Raw genomic sequence first — 20,256 nt, forward strand, 5'->3', positions numbered from 1 at the left:
TCAGGCCACCTTTCCTCGAGCCCTCCCGGCAGACCGTCCGGGCCGCCATCTCTTCCCGCCCTCTTACGTTCAGATCGTCGCCTCCTCGGCCGGCGCCTGCTCGGTCGGCCGGCCCGGCCGCGCGACGGGCAGCCGAAGGAGGCCGAATACGGTTTTCGGCACGGGAATGGCGGGCGCCGCCGGCGGAGCGAAGATCAGACCGAACAGATGGGGCGCCCCGGCATAGCGGGGCGACTCCCGAAAGAGCCGCTCGCCGCGCTCGTCGAGCAGGACGAAACGGGCGTACGGCTGCGCCCTTAAGGCGAAATAGACGTCGTCCGCCGTCCGGACCGGCCGCCGGTTGACCTCGAGCACCCGCCACCCCGGTCGGATGCCGAGGCGCCGGGCCGGCGAACCCGGAACGGTGGCGAGAACGACGAGACCGCCCGCGTCATCCGGCCGCACCGCCTTCATCCGAAGCATCGGCCGACCGGACCACCGGTCGACGAAGGCGAGGAGGACCGCAGCCGCCAGACCATCCGCCGGCGTCGCCGGGGCGGCCCACGCGGCCCAGGCGAGGAGGCCGAGGAGCGCGGCGCCGCCCAGCCGACGCCGCGCCGCCTGCCGGCGCGCTTGCCCCGGAACCGCGCCGGGGCTGCGTAAGACGCTTACGCCGGCGACCGGAAGCGGTCCGCTGCCCCCCCAGAGCGGCGCCCCCCAGGCGAGGACGAGCTGCCGGCCGGTCTCCACGCCGCCCCGAGCCGTCCGGGTGGCGTAGGGCGCATAAAGCCCTGCGGGCGCGGTCCCCAAAGCCACCCCTTCGGCCGCCAGCGCCGCGGCGCCCAGGGCCAGCCACGCGGCGGGAGCCGTCGCCGCCAGGGCCGCCGCGGCCGCCCGGACCGACGACAGCGCCTCCCGGACCGATCCGGCTTTCGGCAGAAGGTTGAAAACCCAAACGGCTTCGGGCGGCGCCGACGGGTCGGCGAAGCGCGGACCGGCGAAGGCGATCAGGCTCCCGGCGGCGGCCAGAACGGCGGCCGCCGGCGCCGGTCGGGCCAGCGGGAGAAGGAAAACGGAGGCGCCGAGGGAAAGGGCCGTCACGCCGAGGAGGGCTTCCGGCGGCGGAAGCGGCGGCAGGAGAACCGCCGCCCCCGCCGCGCCGGCGCTCGCGGTCAGCCAGAAGCGGAGCGACGCCCCCATGCGGACGAGCGGCGCCTCCAGGCGAAGGCCGAACGTTCGGCGCTCCAGCCCTTTTTGCCAGCGAAACGCGAGCGCCGTCCAGCCCGCCGCCCACACCGCCACCGCGGCCAACCAGAGCCAGCCGCCCATGCTGCCGATCCTCCTTCTTTCCGCCCGATAAGCCGCGCCGGCCGACCGTCCGCCTTGGCGGTTTCATCCGGCCGCTTCACCGGGCCGCCCGGGTCCGGACCTCCTGAGCGAGCACCTGGAGCGCCTTTTTGAGCTGCACGTCGTTTGCCGGGTCTTTGATCTTCTGGTACAGCCGTTCCGACAGCCGGGCGCCGGTCGCCCCGTCGACGACGCCCGTCACCGGCAGGCCCTCCTGCTGCTGAAACGCCCGCACCTGCGCCTCCGTCGACGCGTCGAAATACCCGTCCGTCCGGTCGACCGGGAGCCCGAGGGCGTTTAACATTTTTTGCAGCACCGCCACCGCCTGATCGTTCATATCCCGCCTGAGAGGCGCCTCGACGGTGAGCGGAGGGAGGTGAAAATAATCCGGCTGCTTCACCGCGACCGTCGGCTGGACGCCTTTTTTGTGGATCCACGTCCCGTCCGGCGCCAGCCACTTGGCGACGGTGAGTTTGATCGATCCGCCGCCGGTAAGATCCCGCGTCACCTGCACCGTTCCCTTGCCGAAGGACGGCGTCCCGACGACCGGATAGCCGGCGCCTTTTAAGGCCGCTGCGAGGATCTCCGAGGCGCTGGCGCTTCCTTCGTCGATCAGGACGACAAGAGGCCGCCCGTCGCCCTTAAGCTTGGACCGGTAGACCTGCCGCTCGCCGTTCCGATCTTCCACCTGGTACAGGATCCCTTCCCGAGGAACGAGCTCCTCCAGGATGCCGGTGACCGCCTCGAGGTAGCCGCCGGGGTTGCCGCGCACATCGATGACGAAGCCCCGGGCGCCCTCCCGATCCAGCCGCTTCATCTCTTCGAAAAAGCGCTGGGCGGTGTTTTCGGCAAACGAGGTGATCTCGATCCAGCCGAGCTTCACGCCCTGGACGTCGTACAGCTTGCTGTGGACGCTCTCGAGGGGGATCGTGTCCCGGACGACGGTGATCGTGATCGGTTCGCTCATCCCGCTCCGGACGATTTCGAGCACGACCTTCGTCCCTTTGGGGCCGCGGATCTTCTTCACCGCCTCCTGAAGCGAAAGCCCTTCGAGGGACTCGCCGTTGACGCTCAAAATCTGGTCGTTCGGACGGATCCCGGCCTTCTCCGCCGGCGACCCCTTGATCGGGGAGACGACGGTGAGCTTACCGCCGATCATCGTCACTTCCGTACCGATCCCCTCAAACGAACTCGACAGCGACTCTTCAAACTGCTTGAGTTCCTCCGGGTCGAGGTACGTCGTGTACGGATCGTCGAGCGACGACACCATGCCCCGGATGGCGCCGTCGATGAGCCGATCCGGCGTCGCCGCCTGTTTGTCGACATATCCGTCGCGCAAAATCGCATAGGCGTCGACCAGCCGGCGAAACTCGGCCGGCGCCTTCACCGGCGGCGTCGGCACGTCGCCGGCCAGAGCCCCAAAAGGGAGTTGCGACCCGGCCCCCCAGCCGCCGAGGACGAACACGGTCGCCCCGCTGCCGAAAAGGGCGCCGACGAGGAGCGCGCCGATCAGACGGAGCCGCCCGCGATGATGCAATCTGACCGCCCCCATCAATAAGCATAAAACAGACGCCCGAGGCGTCTGTTCGCCGTCCGGATAGCTGTATTATACCTTAACGACCCAAGTAATTCTTCGGATTGACGTAATCCCCGTTTTTAAGCACGGAAAAATGGAGGTGCGGTCCCGTCGAAAGGCCCGTCGTCCCGACCTCGGCGATCGTCTGACCGCGGCTTACGACCTGACCGACGCTCACCTTGATGCCGCCGGGGCGGATGTGGCCGTAGAGGGTCGACATGCCGCCGCCGTGGTCGATGATGATCGTGTTCCCGTAGCCGCCGTAATACTCCGCCAGGATGACCTTCCCCGCCTCGGCGGCGGCGATCGGCGTCCCCTCCGGCGCCGGAATGTCGATTCCGGAATGGAAGCTTCGCTGCTTCGTGATCGGGTGGATCCGGTAGCCGAACGGCGACGAGATGGCGAAGTAACCCGGCACCGGCCAGGCGAGCTGACCGCCGCTCCAGTAGACCTTCGTCAGGGCCTGGTTCAGGCGGTTGTACTCCTTGACGAGGGCCGAAAGCTGCTGGTCGTACTTTTCGAGTTCCTTTTCGTAGTCGACCGCCTGGGCCTGGAGCTGGGCGATCTGGACCGTCCGCTCCTTCTGCAGGCTCGCCAGGCGGGCCTTTTCCGCCTGAACCTGGGCGTACTTTTGCCGGAGGGCGGCGAGCAGCCGGTCGAGCTCCGCCTTCTTCTCGGCGATCAAGGCCCGATCCCGTCGGTTGGCTTCCAGCAGCGCTTCGTCGTGGGCGACGACCTTGCCCATGAGCACCAGGCGGCTCAAAAAGTCCCCCATCGACCGGGCGCCGAAGAGGACTTCCCAGTACGAGACGGGCCCCCGCTCGTAAAGCGCCCGCACCCGTTTCTTCAGGATCGCCTGCCGCGCCGCGATCCGCGCCTCGGCGTCCCGAAGGGCCGCTTCGGTCTTCGCCACGTCGGCTTCCGTCCGGGCGATTTCGCCGTGTAGCTTGCGCAGTCGGGTCTCCGCCTCATTCATCTTGAGGTCGAGGTAGCGGATCTCCTGGCCGAGGCGCTTTTGCTCCGCCCGGTTGGCCTGAAGCGCCTCCGTGACCCGTTTGGACTGGTTTTTGAGTTCGGCCTGCTTCTGTTTGTTTTGTTCGAGAGCCTTTCGGATCTCCGCTTCGCTGAGGCCGAGCGCCCGGCCTGAGCCCGGCGCGAAGACGGCGATGAAGGCGACCAAGGCGACGATGAGCCATCCGGTGGCGCGTGGCACGATCCTCTCCCTTTCTCCTCTTTCGCTTCCCCGTTTCGCGTTCGCTTCGCCGCGTCGGCGGCACCCGTCCGCATCCTCAGACGCGGAGGAACTTCCGGATCGAGGCCAGCGTGCCGACGACGCCGATGCCGAAGCCGAGGCCGACGATGAGCGCCGCGAGCGGCTCGGCGACGGCGGAAAAAGGAAGAAGCGTCACGAAAGGCAGGCGAATTCGCGTAAGCAGCGCGTCGTAGCCGTAGGCGAGCGCGCCGAGGGGAAGAAGCGCGCCGGCGAGGCCGATGAAGGCCCCTTCGATGAAAAAGGGCCAGCGGATGTACATCCGCGTCGCCCCGACGAGGCGCATCACCTCGATCTCGTCCCGCCGGTGGACGATCGTCAGCCGGATCGTGTTGGCGATGAGAAACGTCGCCACGCCGACGAGGCCCGCGACGATGACGAGCATCGCCCGACGAAGGAAAGCCGTCGTCTGGAAGAAGACGTCGATCCACTCCTTGCCGTAACGGATCGTCTCCACTTCCGGGCGCGCCGCCAGCCGCTCCGCGACGGTTGCCGTCTCCTCCGGAGACTTCGTCTTGACGACAAAGGCATCCGGCAGAGGGTTGTCCTCTTCCAAACCATCAAACAAATCGGCCATATCTTTATAATCTGCCTTCAGTTGCCGCAGACCTTCGTCCTTCGGGATGAAGCGGACGTCCGCCACTTCCGGCATCGCCCGGATCGCCGCCTCCAGCGCCGCGACCGCCTCCGGCCCGGTGCCGTCCTTGAGAAAGAGGCGGATTTCGACCTGTCGTTCCATTTGCTCCGTGAGATGCTGGACGTTCAGCGCGATGGCGGCAAAAACGCCGACGAGAAAGAGCGCCACCGCGACGGTGCTCACCGCCGCGAGGCTCATCCACCGGTTGCGCCAGACGGCCCGGAACGCGTCCCGGACGTGCCGGCGCATCGTCCTGAGCTTCACCGTCCGACCGCCTCCCGCACCTGCCGCGCCGGTCGGTCGTAGGCGACGCGGCCCCCTTCCAACCGAATCGTCCGGCGCGGAAACCGTTCGATGAGCGCCCGGTCATGGGTCGCCATGACGACCGTCGTGCCGAAGGCGTTGATTTCCATGAGCAGCCGGACGATCGACGCTGCCGTCTCCTCATCGAGGTTGCCCGTCGGTTCGTCGGCGATGAGGAGCTTCGGCTTCGGCGCCAGCGCCCGGGCGATCGCCACCCGCTGCTGCTCCCCGCCGGAAAGTTCCCGGGGAAACCGGCGGGCATGGGCCTCTAACCCGACGAGATCGAGGAGCTCGGCCACCCGGCGTCGGATCTCCCGCTCCGGCAGCTCGAGCACTTCCAGGGCAAAGGCGATGTTTTCTGCCACCGTCAGCCGGTCGATCAGGCGGTAGTCCTGAAAGACGACGCCGACCGACCGCCGGAGTTCAGGGACCTGCCGCGCTTTGAGCTTCGTCAGATCGAAGCCGCCCACCTTGATCGTCCCCTTGGTCGGCCGCTCTTCCCGATAGACGAGCTTGAGCCACGTCGACTTGCCGGCGCCCGACGGCCCGGTCAGGTAGACGAACTCGCCGGCCTTGATCGAGAGGGTGACGTCCCGCAAGGCGACGACGCCGTTCCGGTAGGCCTTCGTCACGCTGTCCATTTCGATCAACGGCAGGCACTCCTTTGACGAGCGAATTCGACGCGTTATTTCCCGGGAAAAAACGGTCGAATTCTCGTATGTAGCCGGGTCTATTATAGCATGAAAAGACGAGGCGGTTCGACCGGATCGACAAAAAAACACCGGGCAAAAATCGCCCGATGTCCCGACCGTCCGCGGACGATGCGGCGTCCGCAGACCGGCGCCCACCCCGCCCGCCGGTGAACCGGTGAGCGCCGCACCGCGGAAGACACGGCGCCCGTCACGTCTCGGGAGCAACGGCATCCGCGCCGCTGCCGATGACAGGCCGTCCGCCCGGCCTCGGTCGATCCGGCGTTCGCCGGGCGCAGGGGGGCCAGGCAAGGGGCAGGTTGAACGGCCTTGGCCTGGTCCGGCGGTTCGGCGCCAAGACGCCCGCCGAAATCAAAACGCCCGCCGAAAGATGTAGCTCGCCTTCAAGTAGCCCATCTTCTCTTCGTAGAAGCGATGGGCCTCCTCCCGCGCCAGGCCGCTTGTGATTTCCAACTTTTCGCACCCTTGTTCTTCGGCCCACCGCTCGACGTACGCCAGAAGCTTCTCGCCGTACCCCTGGGACCGGCGAGAGACGTCGGTGACGAGGTCGAGCAGGTAGAAGTACCGGCCGTTATAAAAGCTGTGGAGGATGTACCCGCCCGCCAGGGAGACGAGGTCGTCCTCCACGAACAGGCCGAACAGCCGGTAACCGAAGGCCCGCATCGCTTTGAGATGCGCCCGGTAATCCGCTTCGTTCAGGTGGTGCCTGAGCTGATGCATGAGGCGATAGGCCGCCTGCTCCGCCGCTTCGCCGACGAGCTCTTCGATGCGAATCTCTCCCGCTTCGCGCACCGGTAGCCCCCCTTTAAAAAAGCCGCCGGCAGGCGCCCTGCCGGCGGCTTTTCGCCAATCGGTTGTGACGCTTCCCTGCGCCCCGGGCCGCACCGTCTGCGACGTCAGTACGCGACCTTGACCTCGGCCTCCAACGCCGCCGGAAGGACGATGCCGAGCCGCTCGAGGGCCCGGCGGTTGACGACGAGCTCGGTGTCCCGGACGACGAGGACCGGGATCGCCGACGGCGGCGTGCCGTCGAGGATCCGCGCCGCGATCTCGCCCGTCCGCCGGCCGAGGGCCCGCTGGTCGATGCCGTAGGTGGCGACGGCGCCCTTGGCGACGGTGTCCGGATCGGAGGCGAACACCGGCTTCCGGGCCTCGCCGGCGGCATCGAGGTAGGCGTCGGCGGCCGAGACGACGAGGTTGTCGTTCAGGATGAGAAAGGCGTCGACCCGGCGGGCGATCGACGCCACCGCCTGCGGCACCTCTGCGGCGGCGGTCACGCCCCGCTTTTCGATCGCAAGCCCCCGATCGCGGGCCGCCGCTTCCGTCGCCCGGAGCTGCGCTTCGGCGTTCACTTCGCCGGAGTGATAGACGATGCCGATCGTCCGGGCGTCCGGAAGCACTTTCCGGATGAGGTCGAGCTCGAGATCGACGGGCGTCTGGTCGCTGGAGCCGGTGATCCGTTCCCCCGGCCGGTCGAGGGCTTCCACCAGGCCGGCGGCGACGGGGTCGGTGACGGCGGCAAAGACGATCGGTTTGTCGGTGACCGCCTCTTTGACCGCCTGAGCCGACGTCGTGGTGATGGCGATGACCAGATCGAGCGGAGAAGCGGCAAATTTTTCCGCAATCGCCGTCGCGATCGATCGGTCGCCTTGAGCGTTTTCATAGTCAACCTGAAGCGTCTTCCCCTCGACGTACCCCGCCTCCGCCAGCCCCTCGAGGATGCCTTCCCGAATGGCGTCAAGCGACGGATGCTCGACGATCTGCGTGATCCCGATCGCCTTCGCGCCGGACGGCTTCTCGCCCGCCGCCGGCCCAGGGGCCGCCGGCGCTTCGGCCGGCGCCGAAGCCCCCGACCCCGCCTCGCCGGCCCCGCCGGTCGGGCGGCCGCAGGCGACGAGCCCCAGAAGGACAAAAAGCGCCGCCCCCGCGGCAGCGCGCTTCACCCACATCATCCACCGCACTCGACTCAACTCCCCTTCGCTCCCCTCGCCTCGGCTGTTCTCCGAAAGAAGGCCAGGCCGTTCCCCGACGGGATACCACGCCGGAGCCGCGCCTTCGCGCGCGGCCCCCGCGTGTGAATGAATCCATGTGTTTATCTTATAGCACAGAACGGCGTGACACACCAGTGTAACTTTTACTCCACCTGATTCGCCGCTTCCGCCGGCGCCGCCGGCCGTCCGCCGGCAGCCTGCCACCGGAGGTAGGCATCGATGAACGGATCGAGCTCGCCGTCCATCACCGCCTGGACGTTGCCGACCTCCACGCCGGTGCGGTGGTCTTTGACCAGGCTGTACGGGTGAAAGACGTACGAGCGGATCTGGTTGCCCCAGGCGATTTCTTTCTGCTCACCGGCGAGGGCCTTGAGCTCTTTTTCCCGTTCTTCGAGCGCCCGCTCCAGAAGCCGCGCCCGAAGGATCTTCATCGCCCGTTCGCGGTTTTGGATCTGGGAGCGCTCCGACTGGCAGGTGACGACGATGCCCGTCGGCAGGTGCGTGATGCGGACGGCGGAGTCGGTCATGTTGACGTGCTGACCGCCGGCGCCGCTCGAGCGGTACGTGTCGATCCGGAGGTCTTCGTCCCGGATTTCGACGTGGACGTCTTCGTCGATCTCCGGCAGCACGCTCACCGAAGCAAACGACGTATGCCGCCGACCGGAGGCGTCGAACGGCGAGATGCGCACGAGGCGGTGGACGCCTTTTTCGCCTTTGAGGTAGCCGTAGGCATTTTTCCCTTTGACGAGAAGCGAAACGCTTTTGATCCCGGCCTCCTCGCCCGGAAGCAGGTCGAGCACCTCGACCTTAAACCCCCGGTCTTCCGCCCACCGCTGGTACATGCGGAAGAGCATCGACGCCCAGTCCTGGGACTCGGTGCCGCCGGCGCCGGGATGAATCTCGAGGATCGCGTTTTTCCCGTCGTAGGGGCCGGAGAGCATGAGCTCGAGCTCGTACGCCTCGAGCGCTCCGGCGAGGGCCTTGACGGTCGCCTCGAGCTCCCGGACGAGCTCCGGATCTTCTTCTTCTTTGATCAGCTCGAGGAGCGCCTCGATGTCGTCCTTTTTCCGGACGAGATCTTCATACGCCTCGATCGTTTCCCGAAGGGCATGCGCCTCCGCCGAGATCTGCTGTGCCCGCTCGGGGTCCGACCAGAAATCCGGCGCGCCCATCTGGGCCTCCAGGGTCTCCAGGCGCGCCCGCTTCCCGTCGGGGTCAAAGAGACCCCCTTAAGGCCCAAAGCCGCTCAAACAGCCGCCGCGCATCCTGGCGCAGTTCGTACAGATCCATCCTCATCACCTCGGAGGTCGGGATAGAGACGCTTGGTTCGACGTCCGGAGTTCGGTCTCACCCCGGGACGCCGGGGCGCTCAGACGTTTTTTCCGTGGCAGTGCTTGTACTTCTTCCCGCTTCCGCAAGGGCAGGGGTCGTTCCGGCCGATCTTCGGCCCCTTGACGATCGGCTGTTTTTTCTTCTCGTCGCCGCCGCCTAAGCCGACCGGAGACCGGGGCGACGGGACGTCCAGAGTCCCGACCGGAGGCTTCACGGCCTCGACCGACCCGGGGGACTGGCGGACGGCGTCCGCCCCCCCGCTTCGCGGGCGAACGCCTTCGGCACCGGCGGCCTGGGCCTCCGCCACCGCCACCCGGACGACGGAACCGGCGCCGACCTGGGCCTTCATCATATACGTCGTAACCTCTTCTTCGATGCTCGCGATCATCTGCTTGAACATCTCGAAGCCCTCAAACTGGTACTCCCGAAGCGGGTCCGTCTGCGCGTAGGCCCGGAGGTGGATGCCCTGCCGGAGCTGGTCCATCGCGTCGATGTGGTCCATCCACTTGGCGTCGACGACCCGGAGGAGGACGACCTTTTCGAACTCCCGCATGACCTCCGGCGTGATCGCCGCCTCCCGCTCCTCATAACGGACTCGGGCCCGCTCGACGAGGCGGCCTAAGATCGTTTCTCGATCGAGGCCCCGGAGCGCTTCCGGCTCGACGTCCCCTTCCTCGAAGACGGAGGCGTTTAAGGCCGCCACCAGGGCCGGGAGATCCCACTCTTCCGGGACGAGATCGTCGGTAAGATGGGCCTCGACAAGACGGCGAATGTGGCTTTCGATCATGCCGAGGACGATCGGCTTGACGTCGTCGGAAAAGAGGACCTCCCGTCGCTGCTTGTAGATGATCTCCCGCTGCTCGTTCAGCACGTTGTCGTACTGAAGGACGATCCGGCGCCGGTCGAAGTTGAGGGCCTCCATCCGCTTCTGGGCCGACTCGATCGCCCGGGTGACGAGGGGGCTTTCGATCGGCTCGTCGTCGGGAAAGCGGAAGCGCTCCATGAGCTGCTTGACCTGCTCGCCGCCGATCTTCTGCATGAGCTCGTCTTCGAGGGAGAGGAAAAACTGCGAGTGGCCGGGGTCCCCCTGGCGGCCGGAGCGGCCCCGGAGCTGGTTGTCGATTCGCCGGGCCTCGTGCCGCTCGGTGCCGATGATCGCAAGCCCGCCGAGTTCGGCGACGCCGGGACCGAGCTTGATGTCGGTGCCGCGGCCGGCCATGTTCGTCGCGATCGTCACCGCCCCCCGCTCGCCGGCGCGGGCGACGATCTCCGCCTCGCGGGCGTGGTGCTTGGCGTTCAGCACCTCGTGCGGGATGCCGCGGCGGATGGCCTCGGCGGTGACGACCGCCGTCCGGAACGCTTCGAACGCTTCCCGGGCCGCTCCTTTGAGCTCGCCGAGGCGCGCCTCGTACGGCTCCAGGTCCTCCGGCCGGACGGCCGCCGGCCGGGCGAGGCGCTTTTTCAGCTCGGCCCACTCCGGCCGCCCGTCGTCGGCGAGAAGCTCCAGGAGCGCCCGACCCCGCTTCTCCACCCGCGGGAGATACCGGCGGACGTCCCGGAGCATCTCGGACAGGTGCTCCGACACCTCGATGGAGACCGTGCCGACGAGGACCGGCTGGCCGGTCAGGTGCCGCCGGACGATTTCCTCGACGACGGCGTAAAACTTCGCCTCCGCCGTCTTGAAGACGACGTCGGGGGCATCGACCCGGATCATCGGCTTGTGGGTCGGGATGACGACGACGTCCATGCCGTAGATCGACTTGAACTCTTCTTCTTCCGTCTTGGCCGTGCCGGTCATCCCGGCGAGCTTCCGGTACAGGCGGAAGTAGTTTTGCAGCGTGATCGTCGCGAGCGTCATCGTCTCTTCCTGCACCCGCAGGCCTTCCTTGGCCTCGATCGCCTGGTGCAGGCCGTCGGAGTACCGCCGGCCGTACATGAGCCGGCCGGTAAACTCGTCGACGATGATCACCTGGCCGTCTTCGACGACGTAGTCGACGTCCCGGCGCATGAGGACGTGAGCCTTGAGCGCCTGCAGGATGTGGTGGTTGAGATCCATGTGCGCCGGGTCATACAGATTGGCGATGCCGAAGTATCGCTCCGCCTTGGCGACGCCCCGCTCGGTCAGGGCGACGGAGTGGGCCTTCCGGTCGACGGTGTAGTCTTCGTCGGCCTGAAGCCCCCGGACGAAACGGTCGACGGCGTAGTAGAGGCCGCTGTCTTTTTTGGCCATCCCGGAGATGATGAGCGGCGTCCGCGCCTCGTCGATGAGGATCGAGTCGACCTCGTCGATGATGGCGTAGTAAAGCGGCCGCTGGACGATCTGTTCCTTCGTCAGGGCCATGTTGTCCCGGAGATAGTCGAAGCCGAACTCGTTGTTCGTCCCGTAGGTGATGTCCGCCCGGTACGCCGCCTGCTTTTCGGCGTGGCTCATCCCCGGGACGTTCAGGCCGACGGTGAGGCCCAAAAATTCGTAGATCCGGCCCATGTCCCGCCGATCTCGGGCGGCGAGGTAGTCGTTGACCGTGACGACGTGGACGCCCTTTCCGAGGAGCGCGTTCAGGTACGCCGGCAGCGTCGCGACAAGCGTCTTCCCTTCGCCGGTTTTCATCTCCGCAATGCGGCCGTCGTGAAGCACCATGCCACCGACGAGCTGGACGTCGAAGTGCCGGAGGCCGAGGGTCCGCTTCGACGCCTCCCGGACGACGGCAAACGCCTCGATGAGGAGATCGTCAAGCGTCTGGCCGTCTTCGAGCCGCCGGCGGAATTCGTCCGTCTTCGCCCGAAGCTCGGCGTCGGAAAGCCGCTCCATCTCCGGCTCCAGCGCGTTGATCCGTTCAACTTTTTGCATATACCGCCTCACCTCCCGCTCGTCCCGCGACGGGAGGAGGCGACGGATGAGCCCGATCATCGGCCGAAGACCCCTTCCGGAAAAGCTGGTTTGATTGTAGCAAAGCAAACGGTGAAAAAACAAGAAACGAAGGCCCCCGCCTTCGTTTCCCCTGGTCCGTCCGGTTGTCCCGCTTCCCTGTCCGCGGCGCCCCCGTCATGGGCGCGAAAAGCGCCGCCAGGCGCTACGACCGCTCTTTTGCCTTTTCCGGCTTTCCGGCCGACCGGCCGGCCTGGGCCGCTCCTCCTGTCCGGCACGAACGCCTTACGCCCGATCCGGCTCGATGAGGCCCTTACGCCCACTCCGGCTCGATGAGACCGTAGCTTCCGTCCCGGCGCTTGTAGACGATGCCGATGCGGTCGGTTTCGGCGTTCTGGAAAACGTAAAAGGTATGGCCGAGAAGCTCCATCTGCAGCGCCGCCTCTTCTGCGGCCATCGGCTTTAAGGCAAAGCGCTTCACCCGAACGATGCGGGGCGCCTCCTCGGCCGGCGCGACGTCCGAAGGCTCGGCCGTCTCTCGAAAGAGTCCCTTGAGGCCGTCCGACTCCCGCGGCTTCCGGTGAAGGCGCGTCTTGTACTTGCGGATCTGGCGGGCGATCTTTTCGGCGACGTTGTCCACCGCCGCATACATGTCTCCGGTCTTGTCCTCGGCCCGGAGGATGAGGCCGGGCGTCGGGATCGTCACCTCCACCCGGTGCCCGTCCCGGTAGACCTTCATCGTCACGTGGACGGTGAGCGAGGCGTCCTCGGCGAAGTATTTTTCCAGCATGCCGCCGAGCCGCTTTTCCGCGTAGGCCCGTAAGGCCTCCGTCACCTCGACGTTTTCGCCGCGGATCAAAAACCGCATCGCCAAGACCCCTTTCCGAAAGCGCTTTCGGGCGCCTTCGCTGATGCTTTGAGTATAACGCGATCCGCCCGGCGGCGTCAAACGACAAAAAATCATCCGGCGGATCGGCCGCGCAAAGGCGCCGGGCGAGGCGCCGGCCAACAGAAAGCGCCCTCCGTACCGCGCTTCGGAGGGCGCACCGATTGGCCTTTGTCGACGTTCATTCGCCCTTTCGGCGTCTGCCCGATCGGACAGGGAGGCATCCGCCTTCCGGTGAGGCATCCGCCGCCGGGCGCCGATGGGCGCCGGAGAAATCTCCCGGACGGCGATTGCCGTCGGGATCGAACGATGGCCGCGGCTTAGAGCTTGACGACGTTGGCCGCCTGCGGACCGCGAGCGCCTTGCACGATGTCGAAGGAGACCCGCTGGCCTTCCTCGAGCGTCTTGTAGCCTTCACCGACGATGGCGGTGTAGTGGACGAAGACGTCCTCTCCGCCGTCCCGCTCGATGAAGCCGTACCCCTTCGTGGCGTTGAACCACTTGACCCGTCCTTGATACACGAACCGTCTTCCCTTCCTTGAAAAAATGGCATAAGCTCGCGGCCGTGCGAACCCGCGGCCTTTCGCAGGCGCCAAGCTTATGGGGTCACTATACCACATCGCGCGCCCGGACGCAAGGGCGCCCGTTCGCCGGGCGGCCGTTCCCTCAGAAGAGTCGGCCGCTCAAAAGAGGCGGCTGGCCCCTTCGCCGAGGTACAGGCGGTAAAGGCGGACGCCGTCTTTTTCCGGCGCCATCCAGAAAAGCGCCCCCTCGGCAAAACGGACGTCCCGCCCCGGCGTGACGATCGTCCGCTCGACGGGCAGGCGAAAAGACGCCCGGAGGCTTCCGTCCGTGCCGAAAAAGCCGACCGAGCGGGCCTTCCGGAGTTCTGTCTCGGTCGATCGCCGAAGCACCGCCTCGACGATCCCTCCGTCCGGGACGGCCCTCACGAGGATCGCCTGTTCGAGAAGCGGCCGCCCTTCCACGGTGAGGGCGTACGGAGTTCCCGCCGGCGGTCGAACGGTGATGCGGATCGCCCCGTCCGCCATCCGTTCCGCCGACCAGGCCGCCCCGGGGCGCCCGAACCGCATGAACGCGTCCGCCTCGGCCATCGGCTCCGGTTCCGACCAGCGGCCCGCCTCAAGGTCCAAGGTCCGCGTCGCCTCGTGACAGAGGTCGAAGACCTGAAGGACCGGCCGATCGGCGGGAAGCCCCGTGGCGCCGAGTTCGCCGGCCGGCCCAACGTCGAGGTCCTGGAGCCAGCAGGCCTCCGGCACCGCCAGCGTCTCGGGATAGCGGCCGGCGGCCGCCTCCGAAAGGGGCCGGATGAGGATGCGCCGGTTGGCGGTGTCAAGGAGAAACAGCTGATCGTCGAAGACGTCGAAGCTCATCGGCCCCTGGTCGATCCACTCGTCGCGAAAGGCGTTGAAGCCGACTTCGTCCGGAGCCGTCCCGTAGGCCAGGCGGACGACCTCGATGAGGCGACCGGCGCCGGAGGCGGTCCAGCCGGGTCCTTCCGGCGCCGCCTCCGGTGGACCGCAACCCGCCCCCAGCCCGAGCACGAAAAGACCCCCGGCGGCCCGGGCGAACCCCCGGGCGAGCCGGCAAAAAAACGAACGCCCCATGGCCCCGATCCTCCCTGCGGCGGTCGCCGGCGCCGGGACGCCCGAGCCGCGGCATCGACCGCCGAAACCGCAGGCTTACTCGACGCCGGCGGCGGTCATGAGCCGCACTTCGTCCACGCCGACCCGCTGCATCATGCGGCAGAACGAGCAAACCTCCGCCACCGTCGGCTGGCCGCAAACCTTACAAGGTCGCACCTCCGGCCGTTCCGTCGCCCCTTCGATCGCCGCCCGCCCCCGCTCGTAGAAGCCGAGCAGAAACTGCCGTTTGGCGCCGGGAGAATGAAGTTCCAGCTGGTTTAAGAGCTCCTTGTAGAGGTGGCTCCGGGCGCCGACGGCGTGCGGACATTCTTCGACGATGTAGTCGATGCCGGTGAGGATGGCGTAGGCGGCCGTCTCCCGCTCCGTCAGGCGGATGAGCGGCTTGACCTTGCGGCGAAAGCCGTTTTCCGCCTCGAGAACCGGCGACTGGCGCCGGAGCGCCTCGAGGTTCCAGTGCAGGACATTCCCGAACAGCGTCGCCGCCTCGTCGTCGAGGTTGTGCCCCGTCGCCAGGACGTCGTACTCGCCCTTCTCCGCTTCGAGGTTAAAAAGATACCGTTTGGCGAGGCCGCATCCGGAACAGGCCGGCCGCCGAAGCGAGCGGGCCAGCTCCGGCACCGTGACGTCGTACTGCTCCTTGAGAGAGACGATCCGGAGCGTCGCCCCCCGGGCGGCGGCGAAGGCCTCCGCCTTTTCCCGCGAGGCGGCGGAGTAGTCGCCGATGCCGAGGTCGATGTAAAGGCCGTCGGCCCGGTAGCCGAGCCTAAGGAGCACCTCCCAGAGGACGAGGCTGTCTTTTCCGCCGGAGACGGCGACGAGGATCCGGTCTTCCGTCGTAAACATCCGAAAGTCTTGAATCGCCCGCCGAACCTGGTTTTCGAAGTACGCGAGAAAATGTTCCCGACAGAAGGCGGTGTTGTGCTGGGGAAGCTCAATCACCGCCTTTGCCTTGCACACCTTGCAAAGTCGCATGCCTTCACCCCCCGGAGATGGCAGAACGGACTTCGATCTCCTCCCCGTCCTCCACGACGTCGTCGAGCGTAAGGAGCGTATTCCCTTTGATGACGAGCGTCGCCTCGGGATTCATCTTGAGCTCCCGAAGGATCTCCCGCACCTTTTTCGGACCGGAAAAGGTGAACTCTTTTTTTTCCGGAATGCGCATGATGACGCGCACGACCATCCCCCCAGAACACAAAGGCGGCGCCCCGTCGGGCGCCGAGCGATTGGGCGTGCTTCTTTTTTATTTTAGCAGTGTCGGGCGCCGAAGTCTAACCCCCCCTCGGCGCTTCCGGCTCGGCATCGGAAGGTCCGTTCGCCGACGGCCCTTCCGCCGCCCGGAGGGCCGCCTCCGCCCGGTCGAGCTCGTCTTCCCCGAAGACGAGGAACCCGGCTTCCCGGAGCCTCCGGGCCGTCACCCCTTCGCCGGGGATCTTGCGGCCGCTGAAGGTGCCGTCGTAGATCCGCCGGCTGCCGCACGACGGGCTCGACTGTTTGAGGAGGGCCAGGGCGACGTCAAAATGCCGCGCCAGGGCGAGGGCCGCTTCGGCCCCTTTTTGAAACGCTTCGGTCACGTCGCGACCGTCGACCGTCACCACCCGATCGCCGCGAATTTCGGCCGGCGGCCGCGGCGTCGAAAGCCCGCCGGCGACTTCGGGGCAGACGGCGATGACGCGACCTTCGGCCAGCCAACGCCGGAGCCTCGGGTCGTCGACGAAGTTGTCGTCGCCGGTATACGTCACCGGGTGCCCGAGGAGGCAGGCGCTCACGAGGATGGCCCGCCGCCCCGATCCGCCGCGGGATGCCGCCATCCCCTCGCCTCCTTTCCGGATCATGAATCCGCAAACCGCGATTCCGGCAAAGGGCCTGTTTTCATTATACCTTCCATCATGCCTTGCTTCCTTGTTCGGTGAATCGGACCCCATCGCCGGGTCGGCCGGCTTCCTCCGGCGCGTCCGGCCCGCGCTTCGGGTCGGCGCACGAAGCGACGGTTCGCGCCATTTTTACCGAACCTTTACGTCATCTTTACAATGTCTTCATCGCCTCTTGACAGTATTCGACTATCCTGGGGGAGGGACCGAAGGGTAGACCGGGGCGCCGCGGGTTAAGCACTTAATCTCCATTTGCGGCGCGCTCCGCCCCCTCTGGCCGGTCCGGACTTTCATGCGGCAAAAGGAGGCACCGTCATGCCCCCCATCTTCCGCCCGCGGCTTTTTGCGCTGCTTCTCGTCGCCGTCCTTTCCTTCGCCGCCGCCGGCTGCGGTCAGGGCGGACGGCCGACCGGAGACAGCGCCCCGACGAACGCAGCGCCGACGTCCCAAAGCGCCGGCGCTCCCCCGGCCGAAACGGCTTCTTCCCGGCCGGTCGAGCTTACGTTTTTCTACCCCGTCGGCGTCACCGGTCCCCTCACGGAAATCATGAACGGCCTCGTCGACGAGTTCAACCGGACGCATCCCGGCATCCGCGTCAAACCGGTCTTCACCGGCAACTACGCCGACAACACGGCCAAAATCGTCACCGCCTTAAAAGGCGGCAACCCGCCGGACGTGGTCATTTCCCTCTCCCAGGACCTCGCCTACCTGCGGGAAATCGACGCGATCCAGCCTTTCGACGACCTCTTTGCCAAAACCGACCCCGCCCTTCGCTTCGACCCGCAGGACTTTTTCCCCGCCTTCATGCTGAACTCCCAGATGGAAGGCAAGACGTGGGGCATTCCCTTTCAGCGGAGCACGCCGGTCATGTATTACAACAAGACGGCTCTGAAAGAGGCGGGCCTCGACCCGGAAAAGCCGCCGGAGACGTGGGATGAGCTCGTCGACGCGGCGAAGAAGACGATGCGCCGGGAAAACGGAAAGGTCGCCCGCTGGGGGGTCGAGATCCCCATCTCCGGCGTGAGCACCTGGCTTTTTGAAGCCCTGGCGCTCGAAGCGGGACAGGGCCTCTATGACGGCGACCCGACGAAGGTCTTCGTCGACACGCCGGCGGCAAAGCGGGCAATGCAGTGGCTCGTCGACCTGAGCCATCGGGAGGGCGTGATGCCGGAAGGCGTGATCGACTGGTCCGCCGCCTCAACCGACTTCACCGCCGGAAAGACGGTCTTCCTGTATCACTCCACCGGAAGCCTGAGCGCCATCCTCAAACAGGCCAACTTCGACGTCGGCGTCGCCTTCTTGCCGAAAGACAAGCAGTACGGCGTCCCGACGGGCGGCGGCAACTTCTACATCCTGAAGGGCATTCCGGAGGCGCATAAGGAGGCGGCCTGGACCTTCGTCCAGTGGATGGTCTCCCCCGAAATCGCCGCCCGCTGGTCCATCGACACCGGATACGCGCCGGTCCGGAAAGCGGCGACGGAAACCGACCGCTGGAAACAATACGTCGCCGAGCGGCCGCAAGCGGAAGTCGCGCTGAGGCAGCTGGAATACGCCCATCCCGAATTTGCCCCCTATCAGCGGCCGCAGGTGCAAAAGATCGTCGCGGACGCGATCCAGGCGGTCCTCACCGGCGCGGCGACCGTCGACGACGCCTTTGCCCGGGCCCAGCAGGACGCCGACCGCATCCTGCAAAAAGTCGCTCGCTGACTCGGCGGGAGGGAACGCGATGGCGGATCTTTCCCGGCCTCTCTTCCGGCGCGCCGCCCTCCCGGCCGCGTCCGCCGGCGCGGCTTTCCGGCGGCGCCTTTTGCCGTACGCCCTCATCGCCCCCGCCCTTTTCTTCGTCGCCGTCTTCAGCACCTATCCGGTGCTGAAGACGCTTCTTTTGGCGGGAACCGCGGAAGGCGGCATCGGCCGCGCATTCGGGGATCTTTGGAGGGATCCCGTCTTCCGGCTCTCCCTCGGGGCGACGCTTCGTTTTCTCGCCTACTCCTCCCTTCCGGCGATGGCGATCGCGTTTTTCCTCGCCCTCTGGATCCACGGCCGGCCGAGGCGATTTCGGCGAGCGCTCGAAGGGGTCTGGGTGCTCCCGCTGGCGCTTCCGGTGGTGAGCGCGGCGGCGATCTGGCTGTTCGTGTTCACGCCTCAGTACGGCCTCCTCGCGGTCCTCGCCGACCGCCTCGGCTTGACCGATCCGGCCCTGCTCCGAAAGCCGGAGACGGCCCTCTGGGCCCTGGCGGTCGTGGAGATCTGGCGCGAGATGGGGTTCAACCTTCTCGTGTTCCTCGCCGGCCTCTCGACGATCCCCAGAGACGTCGAAGAGGCGGCCCGCCTCGACGGCGCCGGGGAAGGGCGTCTCACGCTCATGATCCGTCTGCCGCTTCTTTGGCCGACGATCATCTTCGTCGGAACGGTCAGCCTCCTGCACGCCCTGAGCACGATCGACCCGATTTTCGTCATGACGCAGGGCGGCCCGAACAACGCCACCAATCTGCTTCTCTATCAGATGTACCTGACCGCCTTTTTCTACGGCGACTGGCCGCGGGCGGCCGCCACGGCCGCCGTATTCCTCGTCCTGGCCGGCCTCATCGCGGGCGTCCAGGTCTACGGCCTGGAGCGGCTTTTCGGGAGGGATGACGGTGTCGCTTGAACGCAGTTGGGTCGTCCCCGAAGCCCCGCCGGCGGAAGGCAAAGCGGCTCCGGCGGGCGGCGGGGCCGAGGCTCCGGAAGGGGGAACGCCCCATCCATCAGGCGGGAGAAAAACGGCGGCCGAGGGGAATCGGGCGGCCGGCGAAAGGACCGGGGCGGCCGGGGAGAATCGGGCAGACGCCGGGAGGACCGATGCGGCGGGAGCACGACGATCCATCGGAGCGGAGTCGAAAGCGGAGGAAGACGAGGCGGCCGCGCCCGGTTCGGTTTCGTCCGGGCGGCCGCGGGCCGCTTTCGCGCTCAGGGCCGACCGCGCCGGACGGTTCCGGTTTCGCCCGGACGCCCTCGGAGCGGCCGCCGCGACGGGGATCGCCGTCGTTTTGGCGATCGTCTGGGCGCTTCCCCTTCTCTGGACCGCCGTCACGGCCTTCCGGCCCCTCGACGAAAGCGTCGGCCGGAGCCTTCTGCCTTCCCGCCTCACCGTCGAGGCCCTCGCCGCCGCGTGGTCGTACGCTCCGTTCGGCCGGTACTACCTGAACACCTTCGTCATCGTCGTCGTCGTCGCGCTCGTTCAGGTGCTCCTCGCCGTCCCGGCCGCTTACGCCTTTGCGCGGCTTCGGTTCTTCGGCCGCGACGCCCTCTTTTTCCTCTTTTTGCTCCAGATGATGCTGCCGATGAACGCCCTCGTCCTGCCGAACTATCTGACGATGAAAGCCCTCGGCCTTTTGAACACCCTGTGGGCGATCATGCTCCCTTACTTCGGCTCCGGGATGGCGGTCTTTTTGCTCCGGCAGGCGTTTCGAAGCGTCCCGCAGGCGTATGAAGATGCCGCCCGCATCGACGGCGCCTCGCTCGTCCAGGTGCTCCGGCACGTCTACGTTCCTCTGGCGCTGCCGAGCCTTCTCGCCTTCCTGTTCTTTTCCGTGAGCTATCACTGGAACGAGTTTTTCTGGCCGCTCATCGTGACGGACGACGACGCGGTCCGACCCGTGACCGTGGGCCTGGCGAAATTCACGCAGGCGGCCGAGGCCGGCGCCAACTGGCAGCTTTCCGCGGCCGGCACGCTCATCGTCGTCGGGCCCCTCATCGCCCTCTTCTTCCTCTTCGCCGCCTGGGGAAGGGCCCGGCGGGCGATCGGGGCGGACGCCGGCCTCAAAGGATAGGAGGGCCAGGCCCCT

Annotated in this window: 18 protein-coding genes; 3 read left to right on the plus strand and 15 right to left on the minus strand. The window is 66.9% G+C overall.

The annotated features are described in order from the left end of the window. Window positions 1-69 precede the first annotated feature (69 nt). From SA87_RS10695 to SA87_RS10765, 15 genes are all read right to left on the minus strand, one after another. On the minus strand, window positions 70-1,308 hold the full coding sequence (locus SA87_RS10695) for a PDZ domain-containing protein (protein WP_066202900.1): 1,239 nt from the start codon (window positions 1,306-1,308) through the stop codon (window positions 70-72). A gap of 76 nt (window positions 1,309-1,384) precedes the next feature. Further along, entirely contained in the window at window positions 1,385-2,878 is a 1,494-nt protein-coding gene (locus SA87_RS10700) for a S41 family peptidase (RefSeq protein ID WP_066202903.1), read from the minus strand. Window positions 2,879-2,939: 61 nt separating this feature from the next. Further along, window positions 2,940-4,115, minus strand: coding sequence for a murein hydrolase activator EnvC family protein (locus SA87_RS10705; protein ID WP_066441205.1), 1,176 nt, complete (start codon window positions 4,113-4,115; stop codon window positions 2,940-2,942). 76 nt (window positions 4,116-4,191) lie between these two features. Then, window positions 4,192-5,073 carry a permease-like cell division protein FtsX gene (gene ftsX, locus SA87_RS10710; protein ID WP_066202904.1) on the minus strand — a complete coding sequence of 294 codons (882 nt, stop codon included), beginning with the start codon at window positions 5,071-5,073 and terminating at the stop codon, window positions 4,192-4,194. After that, window positions 5,070-5,762, minus strand: coding sequence for a cell division ATP-binding protein FtsE (ftsE, locus tag SA87_RS10715; protein ID WP_066441203.1), 693 nt, complete (start codon window positions 5,760-5,762; stop codon window positions 5,070-5,072). The genes ftsX and ftsE overlap by 4 nt, the downstream gene beginning before the upstream one ends. Window positions 5,763-6,173: 411 nt before the next feature. After that, window positions 6,174-6,614, minus strand: coding sequence for a GNAT family N-acetyltransferase (locus SA87_RS10720; RefSeq protein WP_066441202.1), 441 nt, complete (start codon window positions 6,612-6,614; stop codon window positions 6,174-6,176). A gap of 104 nt (window positions 6,615-6,718) precedes the next feature. Next, window positions 6,719-7,783, minus strand: a complete 1,065-nt coding sequence (locus SA87_RS10725) for an ABC transporter substrate-binding protein (protein ID WP_156516538.1) — start codon at window positions 7,781-7,783, stop codon at window positions 6,719-6,721. 173 nt (window positions 7,784-7,956) lie between these two features. Continuing rightward, window positions 7,957-9,103, minus strand: a protein-coding gene (prfB, locus tag SA87_RS10730) for a peptide chain release factor 2 (RefSeq protein ID WP_156423546.1) whose coding sequence is annotated in 2 segments (ribosomal slippage) — window positions 7,957-9,030 and window positions 9,032-9,103 — 1,146 coding nt in all. Because the reading frame shifts where the segments join, the coding sequence is not laid out codon by codon here. A gap of 79 nt (window positions 9,104-9,182) precedes the next feature. Then, the gene (secA, locus tag SA87_RS10735) at window positions 9,183-12,053 is read right to left on the minus strand and encodes a preprotein translocase subunit SecA (protein ID WP_066203029.1); all 2,871 of its coding nucleotides are present in this window, start codon (window positions 12,051-12,053) and stop codon (window positions 9,183-9,185) included. 271 nt (window positions 12,054-12,324) lie between these two features. Beyond that, window positions 12,325-12,879, minus strand: coding sequence for a ribosome hibernation-promoting factor, HPF/YfiA family (gene hpf / locus SA87_RS10740; protein ID WP_066203032.1), 555 nt, complete (start codon window positions 12,877-12,879; stop codon window positions 12,325-12,327). A 338-nt stretch (window positions 12,880-13,217) separates the two neighbouring features. Continuing rightward, window positions 13,218-13,418 carry a cold-shock protein gene (locus tag SA87_RS10745; RefSeq protein WP_066202908.1) on the minus strand — a complete coding sequence of 67 codons (201 nt, stop codon included), beginning with the start codon at window positions 13,416-13,418 and terminating at the stop codon, window positions 13,218-13,220. A gap of 162 nt (window positions 13,419-13,580) precedes the next feature. Beyond that, window positions 13,581-14,522 (minus strand): hypothetical protein, encoded by a 942-nt coding sequence (locus tag SA87_RS10750; RefSeq protein ID WP_066202911.1) that lies wholly within the window; start codon window positions 14,520-14,522, stop codon window positions 13,581-13,583. 75 nt (window positions 14,523-14,597) lie between these two features. Then, entirely contained in the window at window positions 14,598-15,533 is a 936-nt protein-coding gene (locus SA87_RS10755) for a PP-loop family protein (protein ID WP_066202914.1), read from the minus strand. A 4-nt stretch (window positions 15,534-15,537) separates the two neighbouring features. After that, window positions 15,538-15,741 carry a ubiquitin family protein gene (locus SA87_RS10760; RefSeq protein ID WP_211258053.1) on the minus strand — a complete coding sequence of 68 codons (204 nt, stop codon included), beginning with the start codon at window positions 15,739-15,741 and terminating at the stop codon, window positions 15,538-15,540. 88 nt (window positions 15,742-15,829) lie between these two features. After that, a complete protein-coding gene (locus tag SA87_RS10765; RefSeq protein WP_066202917.1) occupies window positions 15,830-16,369 on the minus strand; it encodes a 2-thiouracil desulfurase family protein in 540 nt (179 codons plus the stop codon). Window positions 16,370-16,744: 375 nt separating this feature from the next. Here SA87_RS10765 and SA87_RS10770 point away from each other — a divergent pair, with 375 nt between their 5' ends. The 3 genes from SA87_RS10770 to SA87_RS10780 are packed head-to-tail and all read left to right on the plus strand — an operon-like array spanning window position 16,745 to window position 20,241. Continuing rightward, window positions 16,745-18,136 carry an ABC transporter substrate-binding protein gene (locus tag SA87_RS10770; RefSeq protein ID WP_066202920.1) on the plus strand — a complete coding sequence of 464 codons (1,392 nt, stop codon included), beginning with the start codon at window positions 16,745-16,747 and terminating at the stop codon, window positions 18,134-18,136. A gap of 19 nt (window positions 18,137-18,155) precedes the next feature. Continuing rightward, window positions 18,156-19,079, plus strand: coding sequence for a carbohydrate ABC transporter permease (locus SA87_RS10775; protein ID WP_066202923.1), 924 nt, complete (start codon window positions 18,156-18,158; stop codon window positions 19,077-19,079). After that, window positions 19,069-20,241: a carbohydrate ABC transporter permease gene (locus tag SA87_RS10780; protein WP_245637720.1), complete on the plus strand. Its 1,173-nt coding sequence runs from the start codon at window positions 19,069-19,071 to the stop codon at window positions 20,239-20,241. The genes SA87_RS10775 and SA87_RS10780 overlap by 11 nt, the downstream gene beginning before the upstream one ends. The last annotated feature ends 15 nt before the right edge of the window (window positions 20,242-20,256 follow it).

Source organism: Hydrogenibacillus schlegelii (assembly GCF_001653195.1).
GTDB classification, from domain to species: domain Bacteria; phylum Bacillota; class Bacilli; order Thermicanales; family DSM-22653; genus Hydrogenibacillus; species Hydrogenibacillus schlegelii.